Source organism: Streptomyces niveiscabiei (assembly GCF_033794345.1).
Classification (GTDB): Bacteria; Actinomycetota; Actinomycetes; order Streptomycetales; family Streptomycetaceae; genus Streptomyces; species Streptomyces niveiscabiei.
This window is the reverse complement of the sequence record NZ_JARAYJ010000037.1, coordinates 45,635-65,373: the sequence shown is the minus strand read 5'-3', so window position 1 is coordinate 65,373 and position 19,739 is coordinate 45,635. Positions and strand designations below refer to the sequence as shown.

At 70.4% G+C, this 19,739-nt stretch carries 18 protein-coding genes and 1 pseudogene; 11 read left to right on the top strand and 8 right to left on the bottom strand.

The genetic code is table 11. The features are described 5' to 3' along the window. Positions 1-42 precede the first annotated feature (42 nt). From PV682_RS35590 to PV682_RS35575, 4 genes and pseudogenes are all read left to right on the top strand, one after another. Positions 43-606 carry a hypothetical protein gene (locus tag PV682_RS35590; RefSeq protein WP_319735887.1) on the top strand — a complete coding sequence of 188 codons (564 nt, stop codon included), beginning with the start codon at positions 43-45 and terminating at the stop codon, positions 604-606. 202 nt (positions 607-808) lie between these two features. Continuing rightward, a pseudogene (locus PV682_RS35585) lies at positions 809-1,193 on the top strand (type II toxin-antitoxin system RelE/ParE family toxin). Further along, positions 1,190-1,528 carry a helix-turn-helix domain-containing protein gene (locus PV682_RS35580; RefSeq protein ID WP_319735885.1) on the top strand — a complete coding sequence of 113 codons (339 nt, stop codon included), beginning with the start codon at positions 1,190-1,192 and terminating at the stop codon, positions 1,526-1,528. The pseudogene PV682_RS35585 and the gene PV682_RS35580 overlap by 4 nt, the downstream one beginning before the upstream one ends. 14 nt (positions 1,529-1,542) lie before the next feature. Further along, positions 1,543-1,779, top strand: a complete 237-nt coding sequence (locus PV682_RS35575; protein WP_407705797.1) for a helix-turn-helix domain-containing protein — start codon at positions 1,543-1,545, stop codon at positions 1,777-1,779. 122 nt (positions 1,780-1,901) lie between these two features. Here PV682_RS35575 and PV682_RS35570 read toward each other — a convergent pair whose 3' ends face one another. From PV682_RS35570 to PV682_RS35560, 3 genes are all read right to left on the bottom strand, one after another. Next, a complete protein-coding gene (locus PV682_RS35570; protein WP_319735884.1) occupies positions 1,902-2,465 on the bottom strand; it encodes a Uma2 family endonuclease in 564 nt (187 codons plus the stop codon). Positions 2,466-2,532: 67 nt separating this feature from the next. Then, positions 2,533-2,739, bottom strand: coding sequence for a DUF397 domain-containing protein (locus tag PV682_RS35565; protein ID WP_319735882.1), 207 nt, complete (start codon positions 2,737-2,739; stop codon positions 2,533-2,535). Continuing rightward, positions 2,736-3,608: a helix-turn-helix domain-containing protein gene (locus PV682_RS35560; protein WP_319735881.1), complete on the bottom strand. Its 873-nt coding sequence runs from the start codon at positions 3,606-3,608 to the stop codon at positions 2,736-2,738. The genes PV682_RS35565 and PV682_RS35560 overlap by 4 nt, the downstream gene beginning before the upstream one ends. Before the next feature lie 242 nt (positions 3,609-3,850). On the opposite strand from PV682_RS35560, the gene PV682_RS35555 reads away from it, so the two are divergent. The 7 genes from PV682_RS35555 (at position 3,851) to PV682_RS35525 (ending at position 11,625) form a co-directional block, all read left to right on the top strand. After that, positions 3,851-4,267 (top strand): ATP-binding protein, encoded by a 417-nt coding sequence (locus PV682_RS35555; RefSeq protein ID WP_319735880.1) that lies wholly within the window; start codon positions 3,851-3,853, stop codon positions 4,265-4,267. Continuing rightward, entirely contained in the window at positions 4,264-4,908 is a 645-nt protein-coding gene (locus PV682_RS35550; RefSeq protein ID WP_319735879.1) for a hypothetical protein, read from the top strand. Before PV682_RS35555 ends, PV682_RS35550 begins: the two co-directional genes overlap by 4 nt. A gap of 299 nt (positions 4,909-5,207) precedes the next feature. Next, positions 5,208-6,971 carry a beta-galactosidase gene (locus tag PV682_RS35545; RefSeq protein WP_319735878.1) on the top strand — a complete coding sequence of 588 codons (1,764 nt, stop codon included), beginning with the start codon at positions 5,208-5,210 and terminating at the stop codon, positions 6,969-6,971. 43 nt (positions 6,972-7,014) lie between these two features. Then, positions 7,015-9,339, top strand: coding sequence for a beta-galactosidase (locus PV682_RS35540; protein WP_319735877.1), 2,325 nt, complete (start codon positions 7,015-7,017; stop codon positions 9,337-9,339). A gap of 307 nt (positions 9,340-9,646) precedes the next feature. Beyond that, entirely contained in the window at positions 9,647-10,717 is a 1,071-nt protein-coding gene (locus PV682_RS35535) for a LacI family DNA-binding transcriptional regulator (protein WP_407705796.1), read from the top strand. A 126-nt stretch (positions 10,718-10,843) separates the two neighbouring features. After that, positions 10,844-11,335: a DUF4430 domain-containing protein gene (locus tag PV682_RS35530; RefSeq protein ID WP_319735876.1), complete on the top strand. Its 492-nt coding sequence runs from the start codon at positions 10,844-10,846 to the stop codon at positions 11,333-11,335. Between the two features lie 104 nt (positions 11,336-11,439). Beyond that, on the top strand, positions 11,440-11,625 hold the full coding sequence (locus PV682_RS35525) for a hypothetical protein (RefSeq protein WP_319735875.1): 186 nt from the start codon (positions 11,440-11,442) through the stop codon (positions 11,623-11,625). Positions 11,626-11,719: 94 nt separating this feature from the next. On the opposite strand, the gene PV682_RS35520 is transcribed toward PV682_RS35525, so the two are convergent. From PV682_RS35520 to PV682_RS35500, 5 genes are all read right to left on the bottom strand, one after another. After that, positions 11,720-14,812, bottom strand: a complete 3,093-nt coding sequence (locus tag PV682_RS35520) for an AfsR/SARP family transcriptional regulator (protein ID WP_319735874.1) — start codon at positions 14,810-14,812, stop codon at positions 11,720-11,722. Between the two features lie 245 nt (positions 14,813-15,057). Further along, positions 15,058-16,014, bottom strand: a complete 957-nt coding sequence (locus tag PV682_RS35515; RefSeq protein ID WP_319735872.1) for a formylglycine-generating enzyme family protein — start codon at positions 16,012-16,014, stop codon at positions 15,058-15,060. Then, positions 16,011-17,699: a WD40 repeat domain-containing protein gene (locus PV682_RS35510; protein ID WP_319735871.1), complete on the bottom strand. Its 1,689-nt coding sequence runs from the start codon at positions 17,697-17,699 to the stop codon at positions 16,011-16,013. Before PV682_RS35510 ends, PV682_RS35515 begins: the two co-directional genes overlap by 4 nt. After that, positions 17,696-18,367: a GTP cyclohydrolase II gene (locus PV682_RS35505; protein ID WP_319735870.1), complete on the bottom strand. Its 672-nt coding sequence runs from the start codon at positions 18,365-18,367 to the stop codon at positions 17,696-17,698. Before PV682_RS35505 ends, PV682_RS35510 begins: the two co-directional genes overlap by 4 nt. Continuing rightward, positions 18,364-19,728, bottom strand: a complete 1,365-nt coding sequence (locus tag PV682_RS35500) for an MFS transporter (protein ID WP_319735869.1) — start codon at positions 19,726-19,728, stop codon at positions 18,364-18,366. The genes PV682_RS35505 and PV682_RS35500 overlap by 4 nt, the downstream gene beginning before the upstream one ends. Between the last annotated feature and the right edge of the window lie 11 nt (positions 19,729-19,739).

The following is a 19,739-nucleotide window of genomic DNA, read 5'->3' as shown; positions in this document are numbered from 1 at the left end:
CTCCCCTGCGCTCGTAGCGATTGTCCAGGATGGAGCACACGAATGCAGGAGCTGGCCCGCGCTACGGCCCTGGCCTACAACGCGTCAGTGGTCCTTCGGATCGGAAGCGCGGTTTTTGCTGTATGTCCCGACGACCGTCTCCAGTCCTTGTACTACCGCGTGGATGGGGGGATCAGGCCAGTGTGGCGCTATCTGCGTGGTTCGGAGATCCCTTCTTCCTTTGCCGAGGAAGCTGAAGATGCGAACCGCAGGCTGTGGGAACAGGCTTCCGTGCTACCACTGCCCAGAGATTTCCTTTCCGGTTACCGAGATCTCGCTGCGATCGCTATTGCATATTTTTATCGAAATGAGGGAGTTTCCCGAGACGAGATGTCCGCGCGCGCAGTGGAGGCGGTCGGCTTTCTGGAAGCAGGGGTGGGCAGCGCAGCGGGCGCTATAGAATTCGAGAGGTTGTGCCAGGCGACTACGGAGTCCCTGCTCCAAGGCTGGGCTGAGGACCCGCTGGCCACGATGAGACGAGTACGCCGTGAGACCGACGTGTGGGCTCTGGCCTATCAGCGGTTCGTACGGCCGGAGCTTGGTCTCGGCCACGGTATCTCGGGCTGACCGCCCAACGTCGTTTGCCAGACCCAATGAGCTGTTCTGCTGGGCGCATGATCGGTGTAGTGGGGCGGGCTTTACGGCGAGACCGCGTTGGTGAGTTCGTCCAAGCTTGCGATGCGGAAGTGCTTGAGTCTTCGTACCATGTGTGACGCGAGGTACCAGGGCGGTCATGCTCTTGTACCTCGTGCCATATGTCATCGGCGTTATGGAGGGCGGGCGGTACTCGATCGAGATCGAGCCGGAGGTGCGGCTGTGGCTGGAGAAACATTTCCGCTCAGCACTACACGCAGGTCGAACGTGTCGCGGATCTGCTGGCCGAGCAGCCCACCACGCTCGACGAACCGCACTCCCGCCCCCTGGGCGGCAAGCTCCGCGAGCTGCGCTTCCGCCTGGACGATGCCCATCAGCGGATCACCTACTGGCTGGCGCCCGGCCGACGTGTCGTACTGCTCACCGTGTTCCGCAAGACCAAGATGCGCGAGCAGGCCGAAGTGGACCGCGCCCACGCCGCACAGCGATTGTGTGAGGCGGAGCATGAAGCCGCCGCCGAGCACGATCTCTACAGCCGTGACCTGAAGGAGAACCGATGAACCACAGCGAATGGAGGACCCGCCGCCACCGCCGGCTGCTGGGCGAACACCTGGACGCCGACCCCGAGTACGACCGGGTCTACGAAGAGGCCGGCCTCGCCATGACGTTGGGCAAGGCCGTCTACGACCGGCGTAGGCAGCTGGGTCTGAGCGAGGCCGACCTCGCCGAGCGTATGCACGTCGACGTCGAGGACATCGAAGGCATCGAGACGGCCACCGAGCTGCCGTCCATCGCGGTCATCATGCGCCTGGCCCGCGCACTGGACCTCACGGTGGACGTGCACCTCGCCGGCGGAGACGAGCCCACCGTCACTGTCATCGCCCCAGCGGCCTGAGGCGGGGAGGAACCATGCAGGACCCGCCTTCCGCGCTCGCCCGTGAGCTCGGGCGACTCGTTCACGCCCGGCGCGTCGAACTCGGGTTGTCCCAGGCCGAGCTGGCCGAGCGGTGCGGGATGAAGCAGCCGCAGATCTCCCGGTTCGAAGGCGGCGGGACCGTGCCCACGCTTCCCCTTCTGCGCCGACTGGCTCATGCGCTCGGCGCCGACCTGACCATCAGCCTCACTCCGCATGACGAAGCCGCTTGATACGGACTCGGAGTTTCTGAGGCGGTGCGGACCGCTGACGGCAGGCTCCTGACGCAGGGCTTCTGCTTCGGTTCGGTGCTGCCCGGTTATGACGACGGCCCCGACCTCGGCCGACTTCAGCTCTACTGCCGGGAGAGTGTGGCCGGGTCGATCTCGATGGGGAACGGGGTGTCCAGGCGGGTTGTCGCGCCTGCGAGGGCCGTCGTCCGCTCCGTGTACCGGCCGCCTTCCAGCTCGTGGACGACAAGCATGGGGGCTGGATCGAATTCGAGTCGCCAGAAGTGTGGGATGGCCGCCTCGGCGTAGAGCATCGGTTTGAATGTGCGGTCCATCATGCGATTGCCGGGGGAGACCAGTTCGATCACGAGCTGTATGCCCTCGGCGTCGACACTGACGCAGTCTTTGACGGTCGCACCGGCGTCGGTCACGACCAGGTCGGGTACTACCAGGCCCGACGGCAGGGTGACGTTGATGGCTTCCAGCACCTCGACCGGCGCCTTGGCGGCCTGGGCCGCAGCGTGCAGGATCATGGCCAGCCGGAACGAGGCCCGCTGGTGGCGGACGCCGGGCGCGGGGGAGATCACGAGGGATTCCCCCAGTAGCTCGTAACGGAGGGTGCGATCTTCAGGCAGAGCCAGGACGTCGGCAACGGTCCAGGGTCCGGTGTGGCCGCCGGCAACGGCCATTCCCTTTCACCTCCTCGTCCCGACCGGGAGTACTGGGTGCGACACCGGGTTCGTCAGTGCGGGCGAGTTACCGGACGTGCTCCGACTTGACGGCGTTCACGAAGGCCAGCCAGGAGGGGACGGGGAAGACGAAGGCCCCGTGGGAGGGGGCCTTCGAGTCGCGGACCGCGACCTCGTCGGCGGGGAGGGGGAGGTACTCGACGCAGTCGGCGTCGGCTCCGTCGCTGTAGCTGCTCTTGTGCCAGCCGTCTGCCGGGAGGTTCTTGCGGATCATCGGCTCTCGTCAGCTCCCTCGAAGTCCTTCATCACCCGCCTGATCAAGTCGGCGGTCTGTCGTGACGATAGGGCGGACGCTCGAATGTCGTCAAAGAGCTTCCGGTAGACCTCCACATCGGCGGCGTCCTGCATGTACAGGGCCTTGGCTCTGGTGCTGACCTCCACGACGTCGAGAGTGGTGGCGTCATCGTTGATGATCGTCCGGAAGGCTCCGTGGAGGCCGGCGTAGACCGCCTGCTCGAACGGGACGACCTGGATGGTGAGGTAGGACTCGTTCGTCAGCTCAAGCAGGTGACCGAGTTGCTTCCTCATGACGGCGGGACCGCCGACCGGCCTGCGGATAGCGCCTTCGTCGAGGACACACACCACCTGCGGCGGCCTCTCCCGCTTGAAGATCTCCTGCCGGGCCATTCGGAGGTCGACGTAGTGCTGTACATCCTCCGGGGTACGCCATGGATCGAACCCGTAGATCATGGCGTAGGCGTACTCCGGTATCTGGAGCAGCCCCGTCAGGTGCATGGCCGAGAACGCCTCGATGCGCGTGCACTCGGCTTCCAGCTCCACGATCTCGCGCAGGTTCACACCGAGGTTGTACTCGGGGAAGTACTGCCGCTGCCCACTCTCCCGTAGCAGTGTGATCAGGTCCGCGCGAACCTGTTCGTCCTTCACGCCGTACAGGTCGAGCAGTGCCTGGAGCTCCAGTCGGCGGAGACGGAGTCTGCCAGTCTCGATCTTGGACATCTTGCTCTGCTGGGCGTCGAGTGCGCCGGCGGCTTCTTTCTGTCCGATGCCCGCAGCCTCGCGCAGCCGCTTGAGATCGGCTCCGAGTTTGCGCTGCCTGAGCGTGGGACCTTGCCGACTTGCCACTTTCCCTCCTTGATCGGGGCCAAGTCTGTCGTACGGCGCAAGCCGTTGGGAGCCTTTCTCTTGTCTCGGCATATGTCACAGTCTCATGGGACTTCACTCGTTGGGACTTATTCCGCGAAGTATGTTGCGAAGCAGCTTCAGACTGCCCCACTCTGGTGCCTCGGCAGCCCGGCCCGACCCGGCGGCATCAACTGCCCTGGCCTGGGCCGACCTTGGCTGCCATCTCCCCAACTGGAGGCGGCATGGCCCAACAAGCCCAACAGGTGCACCACGAGTTCCGGTTGCCCCTGCTCGTCGAACCGGAGGAACTCCGCTGGGTCCGCCGCATCGTCGGAACCCACGTTCGAGCATGGGGACTTGACGCCGTTCTGGACGACGCGCTGGAGGTCGTCACCGAGCTGCTGACCAACGTCCACCGATACGCCGGCGGCCTCGCCCTCCTCGTACTGCACGGCACCGCCCACGAGTTGCGCATCACCGTCAGCGACCGCTCCCGCGCGCTCCCCGTCGTGAGGGACCCGGACTGGGAGGCGCAGTCCGGCCGGGGCATGCTGCTCGTCGCGGCGTTGACGGACTGGTGGCGGGCAGAGCTGACGGCGACCGGCAAGGACGTGTGCTGCGGGCTGCGTCTCCTGGACGCCGGAAGGAACCCGGCGTGATCGTCCCGTACATCACGCGCCGTGCGGGCGAGGAACCCGTCAAGAACAAGGCGCTGTACGGAAGTTGGGGACCGGACGGCCGCCCCCGACTCGGCTACCGAACCGAACTCCCGGGCGACCGCGACCTGTACGACGTCCTCTGGGCCCGCTGCCCGCAGAAACGCGGACCCGACGGCCTCCCCACCGGCGACCCCCAATGGCGAGACGTCCACCCGACCCGCCAACACGAGTGCATGCAACGCCTGTTGTGCCAGATCTGCGCCCAACCCGCCCGCACCCCACAGGGGTTCATCTTCCTCACAGCCCCAGGCGAACTACGCCCGAACGAAACCACCCTCCTGACCACCCAACCCCCGGTCTGCCGCAGACACGCCCGCACCGCCGCCACCCTCTGCCCGTACCTCCACGGCGACTCGACCGTCCTCCTCGTCCCCGCGCCCCGCCTCCACGGAGTGGTCGGCGCCCTCTACGAACACACCGGCCACCGCGTCCGCCCCGCCCCGGCCGACATCGGCTCCCTCCCGTACGGCCACTCCTGCCTGCGCTGGTACCTCGCGTCACAGATGGTCCGCAGGCTCCATTCCTTCGAGGTCGCCGACCTGAAGGGAATCGCCGACAGTCGAGGGAACGACGAGGCGTAAGCCTCTGCCCGTACAGGAAAAACCACGTCGAGTGAGCGCCGTGATGGCGGCAAGCACGCCGGGATCACCATCGACCTGCGTGACGCCATCCGCCCCCTCCCCTCTGTCCAGCCCTTTCGCAAACCCTCGTACAAACCCTGTTGACGCCGTTGATGTTACCGGTAACATCATCGGCCGTCGGAGGTTTTGAGAGCCGCTCACGATGATGTGGGCCGACCCCTGGAGGCTGTGTGCCCGATCCGCCCCTTCAAGGTTCTGCCTGCTCTCCGTCCCGTACCCCCCTCTCCGGAAGGACCCGCATGTCCGCCCTGACCACTACCCCCACCTCGTTCGAGCTCAACGGCGAGCCCTTCCGGATCATCTCGGGGGCGCTGCACTACTTCCGGGTGCACCCGGACCAGTGGGCGGACCGCCTGCGCAAGGCGAGGCTGATGGGGCTCAACACCGTTGAGACGTACGTGCCTTGGAACCTGCACCAGCCCGAGCCGGGGACGCTGGTGCTGGACGGCCTGCTGGACCTGCCACGGTTCCTGCGGCTGGCCCAGACCGAAGGGCTGAAGGTGCTGCTCCGCCCAGGCCCCTACATCTGCGCGGAGTGGGACGGCGGCGGCCTCCCGCACTGGCTCATGTCGGAGCCGGACGTCCAACTCCGCAGCAGCGACCCGAAGTTCACGGCGATCATCGACCGCTACCTCGACCTCCTGCTGCCCCCGCTGCTCCCGCACATGGCCGAGTCCGGCGGCCCGGTCATCGCGGTCCAGGTGGAGAACGAGTACGGCGCGTACGGCAACGACGCCGAGTACCTCAAGTACCTTGTGGAAGCGTTCCGTTCACGCGGCATCGAGGAACTCCTGTTCACCTGCGACCAGGTGAACCCGGAACACCAGCAGGCCGGCAGCATCCCCGGCGTCCTGTCCACCGGCACGTTCGGCGGGAAGATCGACACCGCGCTGGCGACCCTGCGGGAGCACCAGCCCGAAGGCCCGTTGATGTGCGCCGAGTTCTGGATCGGCTGGTTCGACCACTGGGGCGGCCCGCACCACACACGCGACACCGCGGACGTCGCCGCCGACCTGGACAAGCTCCTCGCGGCCGGCGCCTCCGTGAACATCTACATGTTCCACGGCGGCACCAACTTCGGCCTCACCAACGGCGCCAACCACCACCACACGTACGCCCCCACGGTCACCTCGTACGACTACGACGCCCCCCTCACCGAGAACGGCGACCCCGGCCCGAAGTACCACGCGTTCCGCGAGGTCATCGCCAAGTACGCGCCGGTCCCGGAGGAGTTGCCCGCACTGTCGGTCAAACTGCCCGTCACCGAGGTCGAGTTGACCGAACGGGCCCCGCTGCTGCCGTACCTCTCCGAACTGTCGGGCCGGACGGTTCGCACCGAAACCCCCATCACCGCCGACGAGTTGGGGATGCGGGCCGGGTACGTCCTGTACCGCAGCAGCCTGCCGAAGAACGGCCTCGGCGTGCTGCGCTTCGAGGGCGGCGTGGGGGACCGGGCTCAGGTGTACGTCGACGGCGCGCCGGTCGGCGTGCTGGAGAACGAGCGCCGCGAGACCAGCCTCCCGGTCCAAGTGCACCGCAGGGGCGCCGTGTTGGAGGTCCTCGTGGAGAACATGGGCCGCGTCAACTACGGCCCCAAGATCGGCACGCCCAAGGGCCTGCTCGGCCCGGTCACGTTCGACGGCATGCCGGTCACCGGCTGGGAGTGCCGCCCGCTCCCGATGGACGCCCCCCTCGGCGCCGCGCTGTACGCCGAGGCGGAGACCGAGGCGTGCGCCGAACCCGCCTTCCACCGGGGGGTGTTCGAGGTTGCCGACCCTGCCGATACCTTCCTTTCGCTGCCGGGGTGGACGAAGGGGCAGGCGTGGATCAACGGCTTCTCGCTCGGCCGGTACTGGAACCGGGGGCCGCAGCAGACCCTGTACGTCCCGGCCCTCGTCCTGCGCCCCGGCGCCAACACGCTGATCGTCCTGGAGCTCCAGGCGAACACGACACGCCACGCACGCCTCGTCGACACGCCCGATCTCGGCCCGAAGGGCCAGTGAAACCGTGCGGCCCGAAAACCCAGCGAGGCAAGTGAGTTCAGTCATGTACCACCTGCGCATCCCCGCCCCGTCCGCCCCACCCCGCACCAACCACCTCCCCTTCTCCGACGCCCCCGGCGTCCCCGACCCCATCGAAGTCACCAGCCGCTGGCTCACCCGGGGCGGCGACCCCTGGTTCCCGGTCTCGGGCGAGTTCCACTACTCCCGCTACCCGAACGCCGGCTGGGAGGAGGAGCTCCTCAAGATGAAGGCGGCCGGAGTCACCGCCGTCGCCTCGTACGTCATCTGGATCCACCACCAGCCGACCGAAGCCCCACCCCGCTTCGACGGCGACCTCGACCTCCGCCGCTTCGCCGAACTCTGCGCCCGCCACGGCCTCGACTTCATCCCCCGTATCGGCCCCTGGTCCCACGCGGAGGTACGAGGCGGCGGCCTCCCCGACTGGGTCCTGGCCCGCACCGACGCCACCCGCACGGACGACCCGGCGTATCTCGCCGCCGTACAGCCCTGGTTCGAGTCGATCGCGGCCCAACTCGACGGCCTGCAAAGGGCGTCGGGCGGCCCGATCGTCGCGGTGCAGATCGAGAACGAGCTGTACGACCAGCCGGGCCACCTGCTCACTCTCAAGCGGATGGCTCAACAGGCGGGCATGGACGCGCCGTTGTGGACGTCCACCGCGTGGGGTGGAGTCCAGCTCCCGGGCGATGAGCTGATGCCGCTGTACGGCGGCTACCCCGAGACCTTCTGGACCGAGGCCGACGGCGGCTGGCCCGACACCTGCCGCAAGCACTTCTTCTTCACGCACCAGCGCGACGACGAAGGCATCGGCGCGGACCTCAGGCCGACCACCGTACGGGGCGTCGACTCGGCCGTGTACGCCGAGCGATTCCCGTGGGCCACCTGCGAGTTGGGCGGCGGGATGGCCGTCGCCTACCACCGCCGCCCACGCGTCGACGCCGCCGACATCGGGTCCCTCGGGCTCACGAAGATCGGCTGCGGTTCGGTCTGGCAGGGCTACTACATGTTCCACGGCGGCACCAACCCGGGGCCGGGCCTCCAGGAGTCCCACGCCACCGGCTACCCCAACGACCTCCCGGTCCTGACATACGACTTCCAGGCGCCGCTGGGGGAGTACGGCCAGTACCGCGACTCGTACGACGAACTCAGGCTCCAGCACCTGCTGTTGGCGGAGTTCGGGAAGCGCGTCGCGCCGATGGAGTCGGTGCTTCCCCTGGAGGTGCCGACGGGGCAGCACGACACGCGGACGCTGCGGTGGGCCGTACGCACCGACGGCGAGTCCGGGTTGCTGTTCGTCAACAACCACCAGCCGCACGGGCAGTTGGCCGAGCATCCCGGCACGTCGTTCACCGTCGGCGGGCTCACCTTCCCCAGTGAGCCGTTCACGGTTCCCCAAGGAGCCTATTTCTGCTGGCCGTTCAGGATGGAGTTCGGCGGGCTGCGTGTCGAATGGGCCACCGCGCAGCCCGTGTGCACGGTCCAGGACGGCGACCGTACGGTCCTGGTCCTGGCCGCGACCGAGGGTGTGCCGGTCGAAGTCGCGCTCGGCGGTGGCGTCAGGGTGGACGCCCTGCCGGAAGGCGCCGAGGCCGGACCGGCGTTCGACGACGGGAGCGGCGTACTGATCACCGGTATCCGTCCCGGTACCGGCGCCCGGATCGACACCGGGACCGGGACCGACCTCCTCGTCCTCGACGCCGCCACCGCCCGCACCGCCTACAAGGGCTACGCCTGGGGCGCCGAGCGGCTGATCCTCTGCGCCGAGGGCGTCGTCTTCGACCGGCACCGCGCCGAGGTCCGCCTGCACGGCCGCACCCCGCACAGCACGGACACCGTCTCCTTCGCCGTCCTCCCCGCACCGGAAGGGCTGCCCAAGGCGGAAGGGCTGAGCGAGACGCGGGACGGGGTACTCACGCGGTACACCCTGAGAGCAGCCGAGGCCCCGGCCCCCGTGCCGGCCGTAGACCTCGTACGCCCTGCGGGTGACCCGCCCCCACCCGCGACCGGCGTCCTCCAGCGCGCCAGCGCCCCCGCCGACGAGTGGTACGAGCGGTCCGCCGCCGAGTACCGCGTACGCGTCCCCGCGTACGACCGGCCCGGCGTCCTGCGGCTCCACTGGTACGGCGACGTGGCCCGGGCGTACGTGGGGGAGCGGCTCGTCGCCGACCAGTTCTTCTCCGGCAGGCCCTGGGACATCGGCCTGGGGCTGATACCCGAGGGTGAGGAGCTGACGGTACGGGTACTGGCGTCCGACCCGTCCGCGCGGGTGTACCTGCCGGTGGAGCGGGAGGAGGGCGCCGGGATCCGGGGCGCGGAGATCGTCACGGCGCGGGTCTGGACGGTCGGCTGAGCGGCCGGCGCCGTCTCCGGGAGACCCGAGGTGTACCCGCGTACCACTCCAGAGCTACTCCCGGCAGACCCGTACGGCCCGTAGTACCTGAGAGCTACGGGCCGTACACCCCCTGCACCCCCCTGAACCCCCTACACCTCCTGCACCCCCTACAACCCGTACACCCCCTACAACCCGTAGTACTCCGGAGCCACCCCTCCACCCACCCCCGTCCTATCCTGTGAATCCGTCGGCCACCCCAGTGCCGGCGACCTCGGGCCCCGGAAGAGAGCGGGCCGGGGGACGGCCGAGGGAAGAAGTACCCACCATGACGAGAGGCGCTGCCGGGAACCCGGGGACGAAGGGAGGCGGGCGCAGCAGGCGCAACTTCGCGGGGAACCGGCCGGTGATGGAGGACGTCGCGCGGCTCGCCGGGGTCAGCAAGCAGACCGTGTCGCGGGTGCTGAACGAGAACCCGGCGGTCAGGGCGGAGACCCGGGAGGCGGTGCGCGCGGCGATGCGGACCCTCGGCTACCGGCCCAGCCGCAGCGCCCGCTCGCTCGCCAGCGGCCGTACCCGCATGCTCGGCGTGATCTCCTTCGACGCCGCCCGGTACGGCCCCGCCTCCACCCTCACCGCCGTCAACACCGCGGCGCAGGAAGCCGGTTACCTCGTCAGCTCCATCGCGCTCGACACCGCCGACCCCGACACGGTCGTCGAGGCGGTCGAGCGGCTCTCGGCCGAGGGCGCGGACGGCGTGATCGCGATCGCCCCCCAGCTGTGGATGGCCGCCGCCCTCGCGGAGGCGCACCTCGACATGCCGCTCGTCATCATGGACAACGACCTCGGTGACGGCACCCCCATGATCACCGCCGACGCGCACACCGGCGCCCGCAAGGCCACCGAGCACCTCCTGTCCCTCGGCCACCCGACCGTCCACCACGTCGCCGGCCCCACCGGCTGGACCTCCGCGAGCCGCCGCGCGGAGAGCTGGGAGGCCGCCCTCAAGGCGGCCGGCGCCCCCGCCCCCGAGCCGCTCGTCGGCGACTGGAGCGCGGACTCCGGGTACGACCTCGGCCGGCAGCTCGCCAAGAACCCCGAGGTCACGGCCGTCTTCGCGTCCAACGACCAGATGGCGCTCGGTATCCTGCGCGCCCTGCACGAGGCGGGCCGCCGGGTCCCCGAGGACGTCAGCATCGTGGGGTACGACGACGTCCCCGAGGCCGCGCACTACCTCCCGCCGCTCACCACGATCCGGACGGACTTCCAGGAGATCGGCACCCGCTCCCTGCACGCCCTCCTCCACCGCATCGAGGCGGGCCCTACCCCAGAGGTACCCCCGTCCGTAGTACCGGTGGAGCTGATCGTCCGCGCGAGCACGGCACCGTACCGGCCGTGAGGGGTGGCGTGCCGCGATCCGGCGAGTAGTACTCCAGGGTTAACCGGGTACGCCCCGCGTAGGACCCGAACAACCCATAGACTCCTTACGGCCGTTGATCCGTACTCCGCACCGGAAGGCACCGACATGCGCCGCACCGCGATCAGCACGACCGTCCTCGCTCTCACCTTCCTCGCCGTTCCGGCGACCGCACAGGCCAACACGGAGTGGCCGAGTGCCGCCTCCACGGGCACGAACGTCCCGATCAAGGTGACGCTGACCGTGGAAGGCCCCGACGGCCTCCTCTTCAAGGGCAAGGTCAGGACGAAGGGCCACGACGTCACCCCCGCCACGGGCGGCACCCACAAGTGCGACGGCACGAACGCGGGCGCCAACCCCTCCCCGGTGCCCACCCCGACGGCCGCCCTGGACGACGCGGCCCGCGTCAACGGGTTCACCTGGGACGGCACGTGGTACGCCTCGTTCGACGACTACTTCGTGGAGACCATCAAGGGCGTCAAGGGCGACGCCACCGCCTACTGGAACATCTCCGTCAACGGCACCTCGACCCCCGTCGGCGGCTGCCAGTTCAAGCTGAACGCCGGCGACGCGGTGGCGTTCACCTGGACCGCTCTCTGAACTCCCGCACCGGGAACGACTCGGGAAGCCACGGGGAACGCCCCGAGGCACCATCGGTGACATCCCGGCGACGGGACGAACACCGACGACACAGGGGGACAGCGATGCGCACGAGCACTCCGCGGAACAAGGCCGCCACGATGACGGTGACCGGCCCGGCGGCCCTCGCCGGCGGAGCGCTCGCCGTCACGCACCCCGCCCACACCGTCCGCGCGGACGACCGGGGGCCGGGCTTCACCGGCCCGGCCGCCCGCGCCGGCCACCGGGGCCCCGGCAACGCGCGGTACTGACCCGAACGGTCGCTCCAGGACCGCGAGTCGCCGGTAGCAGAGAGGGGGCGGGCTGTCCGAGAGGGACGGCCCGCCTTCGTCGTCCGTACGCCCCTCACATCCCCCGCCCCGCCTCCGACACCCCCATCGCGTCGAACAACTCCCCGGCCGCGGCCCGGTGTCGCGCCGCCGCCTCCGGATCCCCGAGCACCGCCAGCACCTCACCCATCCCCGCCGAGGCCCGGGCCGCCTCGATCCGGTACCCCAGCGTCGACGCGAGCTGATGCGCCCGCCGATGCAGCTCCAACGCCCGCTCGGGCTCCCCCTGGAGCCGCCGCACCACCCCCACCACGTTGGCAACAGCCGCCTGCCGCAAGGACGTTCCCCGAGCCGACACCAACTCCACGGCCTGGTCGGCGAATTCACGGGCCTCCCGCTCCTGCCCCCGCCGCTGGCACAGCAACGCCCAGTGCGCGTGCACCAGCGCGACGTTCCCCGGCTGGAGACTCTCGTCGCACAGGTCGAGCGCCTGCGCGAGGCACGCCCGCCCCCGCGCCTCCTCCCCGAGCCCGAGCCGGGCCAGCGCCAGCCAGGTCAACGAGGTGATCTCGTTGCCCCGTTCACCGAGCCGCCGGTTCAACTCCGTGGCCCGCGCGGCGAGTACGGCGGCCTCCGCGTACCGTCCGCTCCAGGTCAGCACGGAACTCAGGTTGGCCAGCGCCTCCGCCTCCATCCGCTGCGACCCCAACTCCCGGTGCAGGGCGATCCCTTGCTCCAGATAGGTGCGCGCCTGCCCGAAGTTCCCGAGCGCGCCGTGCAGCAGCCCGAGCACGTCGAGGCAGAACGCCTCGGTCGCCCGGTCCTCCACGACGAGCCCCAGTGCCTCCCCGGCGGCCTCGATCCCGTCCTGGAACGCCCCCAGCCACCAGTGCGCGATCCCCAGATTCCCCAGGCTCACCCGCAGCAGCAACGGATCCCCGAGCTCCCGCGCCGACGCCACCGCCACCCGTGCGGCAGCCCCGAACTCCTCGTGCCGGCCAAGGAGGTTGAGGCAGAACATGAGGTTGCGGCTCAGGACGACGGTGTCCCGGTGCAGCCCCGCGACCCCCGCCCGCTCCACCACCGCCCGCAACGCGTCGTGCTCCCGCCGGAACCAGCCGAGTGCCTGCTCGGCCGTCGCGAACTCCGGCACACGCCAGGCCAGTTGACCGGCGCCGGTCTCGTACCGCGTCCGCCCCGGGAACAGCGCGTCGCAGGCCGCCTCGGTCGCGGCGACGTAGTACGACACGAGCCGCCGCAGCGCCCCGGCGGTGTCGTCCTCGTCGCCGCGCAGCCCCAACGCGTAGGTGCGCACGAGGTCGTGGAAGCTGTAGAGCCCCATCTCCGGCTGGTCCAGGAGGTGGATGTCGAGAAGGTGCTCCAGGGTGTCCTCGGCCGTACGGACGCAGCCGCCGAGGAGCGCGGCGACGGAGTGCACGTCGAGCGTGGACCCGGGATGCTCGGCGAGCAGCCGGAACGCGGCCCGCCGGGGCTCCTCCATCGCCTGGTACGACAGCCGGAGCGTGGCCTCCACACTCCGCTCGCCGGCGCTGAGTTCGGACAGCCGGCGCGTCTCGTCCGCGAGCCGGTCGACGAGGTACTGGAGGGTCCAGCGGGGCCGGTTGCGCAGCCGGGCGGCGGTGATCCGCAGCGCCAACGGCAGCCCCCCGCACAGCTTGACGAGCTGCTCGGCGGCCTCGGGTTCGGCGGCGACGCGGTCCGCGCCGAGCGTGCGCTCCAGGAGGGCGGTGCTGTCGGCGGGGGAGAGGAGTTCGAGGGAGAGCCACTCGGCGCCGTCCAGGTCGAGCATCCGCATCCGGCTGGTGAGCAGGACCAGGCACCCTTCGGACGCGGGCAGCAGCGGGCGGATCTGCGCGGCGTCCACCGCGTTGTCGAGGACCAGCAACAGGCGCCGCCTCGCGGAGAGTTGCCGCCACAGGGAGAGCCTGCGCTCGACGCCCTCGGGCATCCGGTCGTCCGGTACGCCCAGGCTGCGCAGCAGCGAGTCGACGACCGGACCGGCCTCCTGCGGCTTCTCGCCGGGACTGAACCCCCGGAGATCGACGAAGAGTTGGCCGTCCGGGTAGTCCTCGGCGAGCCGGTGCGCGGTGTGCACGGCGAGCGCCGTCTTGCCGCTGCCGCCCATGCCGTCCACCCCGACGAGCCGGGCCGCTCCCCGGCCCGGGGTCCGTCCGGCGGTGACGATCCGCTCCAACTCGGCCTGCCTGCCGGTGAAGTCGGGCAGGTCGTACGGCAACGTCCTCGGCGGCTCGGCCGGTTTGGGGTCCGGAGCCGGACCGGCGTCCACCGCACCGGGCGGCGACGGCTCGGGCGCCACGCCGAACGCCGTCGGAGCGGCCGTCGCCGTACCGTTCAACGCCCTGCGGACCGCCGGTGAACGCGGCGCCACCTCCGGACTGTCGCGCAGGATCGCCTCGTACAGCCGCGTCAGTTCCGCCCCCGGATCGATCCCGAGCTCGTCGACGAGCAGCTGCCGCACCCGCGCGAACTCCTCCAACGCCTCGGCCTGGCGGCCCGACCGGTACAGGGCCAGCATCAACTGGCCGCGCAGCGCCTCCCGCAGGGGATGCGCGGCGATCAACTCGCGTAGAGAACCGACCAGTTCACCCGCCTCGCCGAGTTCGAGCCGCAGCTCGTGGTACTGCTCGGCGACCGCCATGTGCCGCTCCTCCAGGGCGGCGGAGGCGGCGGCCAGCAGTGACCCGCCCGCACCCGCGAGGACCGGACCCCGCCACAGCTCGACGGCGGCCCGCAACTCCTCGATCGCCTCGGTGAGTTGTCCGGCCGCCGAGGCCTCACGGGCGCGGCGCGTCCGGTGGTTGAACTCGTGCAGGTCCAACTGGTCGTCGGCGAGGACCGCCCGGTAGCCGGTGCCGTCGGTGACGATCAGGTCCGCGCCGCCCGGGATCCGGGTGCGCAGCGCCGCAACCGCCTTGCGGACCTGGTGAGATGCGGTCTGCGGCGGTTCGTCGTCCCAGGCGGCGGCCACCAGCCGGGAGACCGGGACCATCCGGTCCGGTTCGAGCAGCAGGGTGACCAGCACCCGTTCCTGGGTGGGGCTGCCGAGTTTCAGCCGCCGGTCGCCGTGCCAACCCTCAAGTGAACCAAGGATGTTGAAGCGGACGTCTGCTGGTTTCCCATACGCCACGTACCTCTCCCAGCCCCCGTGCTCCGCCCCGCGTCCGAGCGGAGAAGAACGGATTCGTCGTAGTCCCGCGCCGGTGTTCCGTGCGATTGTCGGGCAGCGGGAGGCTGGTGTGGTTCAACTGGGTGGATACTTTGGGAGGTTCGGTTCCGAACCGGCATCCCCGGGCGCGCCGTCCCGCGGCCCGGGTGCCGGCTCCGGCACGGCGCCTCGGCCGGCCGGAGTCAGGGCGTCTCGGCCGACTGGGGTCAGGGCGTCTCGGCCAGCCGGAACCCGATCGCGTAGATGGGCTTGTCGTACCACCCGTGCCGCCGGGTGCACCGCGTGAGATCCCCGTACCGCGTGAAACTCCCGCCCCGGGCAACCCGGTAGGACCCCCGCGTCAGCAGCAGGTCGTCCGGCTCCGCGACGCCCCCGGGATACCCCGCGTAGTCGTCCGCGACGAACTCCTCGACGTTCCCGGCGACATCGTCGAGCCCGAACGGGCTGCGCCCCGCCGGATAGATTCCCACCGGCGTCGTCCTGAGCGGCCCCGCCTCCACGGTGTTGGCGCACTCCGCCCGGAACCCCTCGCCCCACGGGTACTCCCGCCCGTCCCCGCCGGACGCCGCGTACTCCCACTCGGCCTCCGACGGCAGCCGGAACCGCCGCCCGGTACGCCGCGACAGCCACGCCGCGTACGCGTCCCCGGCCTCGGCCGGCACCCCCCACACGGGATGGTTGGCCAACTCCCGGGGAAACACCCCGAATTGCCAGGACCCCGGCAGCCACTCGGCGTGCGTCTCCGCCAGGAACACCCGGTACTCGCCGTTCGTCACCGGATACCGGCCGATCCTGAACTCGGCGATGTCGACGTCGTGTTGGGGCGCCTCCTTCGCGATCCACTCCTCCAGCACGCCCACATGGGACCACCGCCGGGCCACCCCGGCGACCCGCTCCTCCGCCAGCCCGATGGTCACCTTCGCGGCCGGCACCTCCACCAACTCCGGCTCGAACACCCGCAGTCGGGGATCACCGAGGAGGGCCAGCAGCGTGCCGGCCGCGTACCGCCGCTCGTACGGCTCGTGCGCGGACCCCGCGACGACGGCGAGCGTCCGCGGCGACGCCGCCAGCAGCTCGCCGTCGAACTCCGGCTCGGGACCGCGCCGTACGAAGGACTCCGGGAGCCCCATCGCGGCGCGGTCGGCGAGTTCGTTGGGGTTCACGCCTCGGTCCCCGGAACCTCGTACACCTGCCCGTCGTACGAACCGGCGAGGAACACACCCGAGTCGGCGTCGTAGGTCAGCGACGAGATGCCCGCCGTCGTGGGGCGGCGGACGGCCGACCAGTCACGTGAGGTGGTGTCGAAGACCGCGACCAGCCCGTTGTACGACCCCGTCGCCACGTACCGGCCGTCCGGCGAGGCCGTCACGCACTTGATGGAGTGGTCGTGCGGCGTGGAGTGGGCGGTCGCCGAGGCGCCGTCCCACAGGCGCAGCACCAAGTCCCGGCTCACGCTGGCGAATCGGCCCCCGGGCAGCCCGGCGCAGCCGTTGGCGATCCGGTCGTGCGCCGCGTCGGCCCGCGCGAGCTCGGCGAAGTCGGCGGTGGAGAACCAGGACGCGGCGGCGTCGGCGCACACCGAGAAGATCTGCCCGTCGGAGACGGCGACCCCCTTGACCGCGCCGGTGTGCAGCGCGAGCGTCGCCTCGTGCTTGACGGCGCCGTCCGGCCCCACGGAGAACACCAGCCCCTCACCCGTGTACGCCCCGAGGACGACGTGCGGCACGCCGTCCCGCTCGAAGGCGGCGCCGCAGTTGAGCGGCGAGCGGTGCTGGTGGAGGACCTCACCCGTCAACGCGTCGAAGACCGTGCCCATTTGGCCGCCGCTGAACACCCGCCCGGCGACCGGCGTGAGGAAGTTGCACAGGCTGCCCGTCTCGGCGACCGGGACGCCGTCCCGGCGCAGGATTCCCGCGTCCCCGATGGTGAGCCGGGCCCCCTCGTGCACGGCGACCGCGTTCACGCCGTGCGTCGGCTCGACGTGGTCGAGGTCCCAACTCCCGCTGCCGATGTGGTGGATGGCGTACGAGGAGCCGAACGTCGCGAAGACCAGGGTGTCTTCGTCGAGGAAGGCGCACGAGCGGGGCCACACGTCGGCCGGGAACGTCGACGCGGCGACCGGCCGCAGCCCGTCCGTCACGTCCCACACCCGCATCGTCCGGTCGTAACTCAGGCTCACCATACGGCCGTGCGCGGCGTCCAGGACGAGCCGCTTGATGCCGGCCTCGTGCGCGTGGTGCGTCGCCGTGCCCTCGCCGCGCAGCTCGACGATCTCGCCCTCGTCGTTGCCCGCGAACACCGTGCCGTCCGGCGTCACCGCGAGCGTGTCCGTCTCGACGTCGCCGAGGTCCGTGTCCGAGACCAGGCCACCGGTCTCGATCGACCAGCGCTTGATCGTGCCGTCGTCGCTGGACGACACCAACTCGTCGCTGCCGTACGCCCATTCGACCGAGATGACATCGGCCGTGTGCCCGGTGAACGTGTGCAGGAGGACGCCCGAGAAGTCGTACACGCGCACCCGGTGGTCCCGCGACGCCGTCGCGATCAGCGGCTTGGCCGGGTGGAACGCCGACATCTCGACGTCGTCCTCCTGATCGGAGAGGACCGCGAGCAGCTTCAGGTCCGGCACCGACCACAGCCGGGCCGTGTAGTCGCTGGAGGAGGAGACCAGATGCCTGCCGTCGGGGCTGAACGACACCTGGTTGGCGAGGTGGTCGTGGAGCGCGCGGGCCAGCGCCCGCCGGGTCGCCACATCCCACAGGACGAGCTGGTTGTCGTAGCCGGCGGTCGCCACGAACCTGCCGTCGTGGGCCGCGATTCCGCTGATCGGACCGTTGTGACGGATCACAGGACAGACACCTCCAGGGGGTCGGGGTTCGGTACGGGCAGGGTGTGGCCGGCGTGCCGGGCCTTCGCGTCGAGATAGCGGCCGTTCTCCCCGGTCACATAGACACCGGTGGGCACCCGCTCGACGACCTCGATGCCCAGCTCCGTCAACTGCTCAGCCTTGTCAGGGTTGTTGGAGAGCAGCCGGATACGCGTCAGGCCCAGGGCGCGCAGCATCTCGGCCGCCGCCGTGTAGTCGCGCTCGTCCTCGCCCCGGCCCAGCAGCCGGTTCGCCTCGAAGGTGTCGCTGCCGCGGTCCTGGAGGACGTACGCGTCGAGCTTGTTGTACAGGCCGATCCCGCGCCCCTCTTGGCGCAGGTACAGCACCGCTCCCCCTTCCGCGGCGACGAGTTGGAGCGCCTCCTCCAGCTGCGGGCCGCAGTCACAGCGCGCCGAGCCGAAGACGTCACCGGTCAGGCACTCGCTGTGCAGCCGCACCAGCGGGACCGTGCCGTGCGGCACGGGGACCACCACGGCCATGTGCTCCTGGTGGTCGGCGAGTTCGGTGAACGTCACCAACTCGGCCGTGGTGCCTGCCCTGTTGAGGGTCACGGAGACCCGGGCGCGGACGCCCGGCGCGGTGTCGGGGCCGGCTTCGCCGCCGGGGCCCTTGTCGTTGCCGTCGCTCATGCCGGGACGGCCTCCTCTCGGGACGGGGTGTGCGGGGAGGGCGCCCACTGCCGCCAGGTCCGCCACAGCCAGAGCAGACCGGCGAGCTGTACGGCGCCGAAGGCGAGGAACACGGCGGAGGAGCCGAGGAGTTCGGCCAGCGCGGGCACCACGAGGGGACCGGCGAGGATCGGCAGCCCCAGCACCAGGTCGACGATCCCGCCGACCCGGCCCAGCGCGTCCGCCGGCACGAACTTGAACACCATCAGGTCGCTCGCCACGCTGAGCGCCGCCTGGAAACCGAACATCACGACCATCGCCGCGACGAACACGTGCACCGACCCCGACGCCATCAGCAGCAGCGCCGCGCCCATGCCGACCGTCCCGACCAGCGTGATCGCCCGGAACGGGAACGTCTTGCGCTCGGAGACGATGATCGTCCCGAGCACCCCGGCGATCCGCACGCCGACCAGCACGAGCCCCACCGCGCGCGGCGACAGGTCCCAGTCGTGCTGGAGCCGGAACAGCGACAGCGTCATGGTGCCGGTGGTGCCGACCACCAGCATCGGGACGAAGACGAGGATCGCGTGCAGCAGGACGGGCGCCCGCCGCATCACCTGAACGCCGTCCAACAGGCCCTTGACCAGACCGACTTGGGCCGGGCCGCCGGGCTCGACGCGCGGCGGGTGCACGCCGATGAGCCACACCACGATCGGCGCGAAGAACGTCAGGACGTTGAACCAGAGCAGCCCCTTGTACCCGACGACCAGCAGCGCGGCGCTGACCAGCAGCGGGCCGACCACGTTCGTCACCGTGTACAGGCTGCCGAGGCTCGCCCGGGAACGCACCGGATTCTCCGGGAACATGTGCGCGACGCCGGTCATCCAGCCCATCCGGTACCCGGCGCCGCCGATCTGCACCAGCGCCCCGAACACGAACAGCGGCCAGACGGGGGCGTGTTCGGCAAGTCCCGTCAGATTCAGGGCGATTGCCGCGGCGGCCTGCACGAGCAGCCCCGGCACGACCAACACCCGTGCCCCGTAACGGTCCACGACCGCGCCGAGCACCGGCGCCAGCAGCAGCGTCGCCGGAGTCAGCACCGCCAGCAGCGACATGATCGCGAGGGACCCGGTGCGTTCGTACACGAACAGGGGGAGGGCGACGGTGTAGACGGCCTCCCCGATGTTGTTGACGACATTGCCGGTCGCGAAGATCTGGAACCGCCGGTCCCGCCAGGGGGAGGGCTTCGCCTCGTCGAGGCCGGGAGCCGGCAACGGGCTCTGGACGGCGGCGGGTTCGGGCCCGTCCGCCGGGCCGGGGGCGTTCTTGGGTCCATCGGTCCCGCGCACGCCCTCACCCCTTTCCGCATCGCTCTTGCTCACGGCCTCGCCTC

What these genes read in the sequence shown, in the direction of transcription:
- PV682_RS35590 (WP_319735887.1), top strand. Translation starts at nt 43, where the DNA reads ATGCAGGAGCTGGCCCGCGCTACGGCCCTGGCCTACAACGCGTCAGTG.
- PV682_RS35580 (WP_319735885.1), top strand. Translation starts at nt 1,190, where the DNA reads ATGAACCACAGCGAATGGAGGACCCGCCGCCACCGCCGGCTGCTGGGC.
- PV682_RS35575 (WP_407705797.1), top strand. Translation starts at nt 1,543, where the DNA reads ATGCAGGACCCGCCTTCCGCGCTCGCCCGTGAGCTCGGGCGACTCGTT.
- PV682_RS35570 (WP_319735884.1), bottom strand. Translation starts at nt 2,465, where the DNA reads ATGGCCGTTGCCGGCGGCCACACCGGACCCTGGACCGTTGCCGACGTC.
- PV682_RS35565 (WP_319735882.1), bottom strand. Translation starts at nt 2,739, where the DNA reads ATGATCCGCAAGAACCTCCCGGCAGACGGCTGGCACAAGAGCAGCTAC.
- PV682_RS35555 (WP_319735880.1), top strand. Translation starts at nt 3,851, where the DNA reads ATGGCCCAACAAGCCCAACAGGTGCACCACGAGTTCCGGTTGCCCCTG.
- PV682_RS35545 (WP_319735878.1), top strand. Translation starts at nt 5,208, where the DNA reads ATGTCCGCCCTGACCACTACCCCCACCTCGTTCGAGCTCAACGGCGAG.
- PV682_RS35540 (WP_319735877.1), top strand. Translation starts at nt 7,015, where the DNA reads ATGTACCACCTGCGCATCCCCGCCCCGTCCGCCCCACCCCGCACCAAC.
- PV682_RS35535 (WP_407705796.1), top strand. Translation starts at nt 9,647, where the DNA reads ATGACGAGAGGCGCTGCCGGGAACCCGGGGACGAAGGGAGGCGGGCGC.
- PV682_RS35530 (WP_319735876.1), top strand. Translation starts at nt 10,844, where the DNA reads ATGCGCCGCACCGCGATCAGCACGACCGTCCTCGCTCTCACCTTCCTC.
- PV682_RS35525 (WP_319735875.1), top strand. Translation starts at nt 11,440, where the DNA reads ATGCGCACGAGCACTCCGCGGAACAAGGCCGCCACGATGACGGTGACC.
- PV682_RS35505 (WP_319735870.1), bottom strand. Translation starts at nt 18,367, where the DNA reads ATGAGCGACGGCAACGACAAGGGCCCCGGCGGCGAAGCCGGCCCCGAC.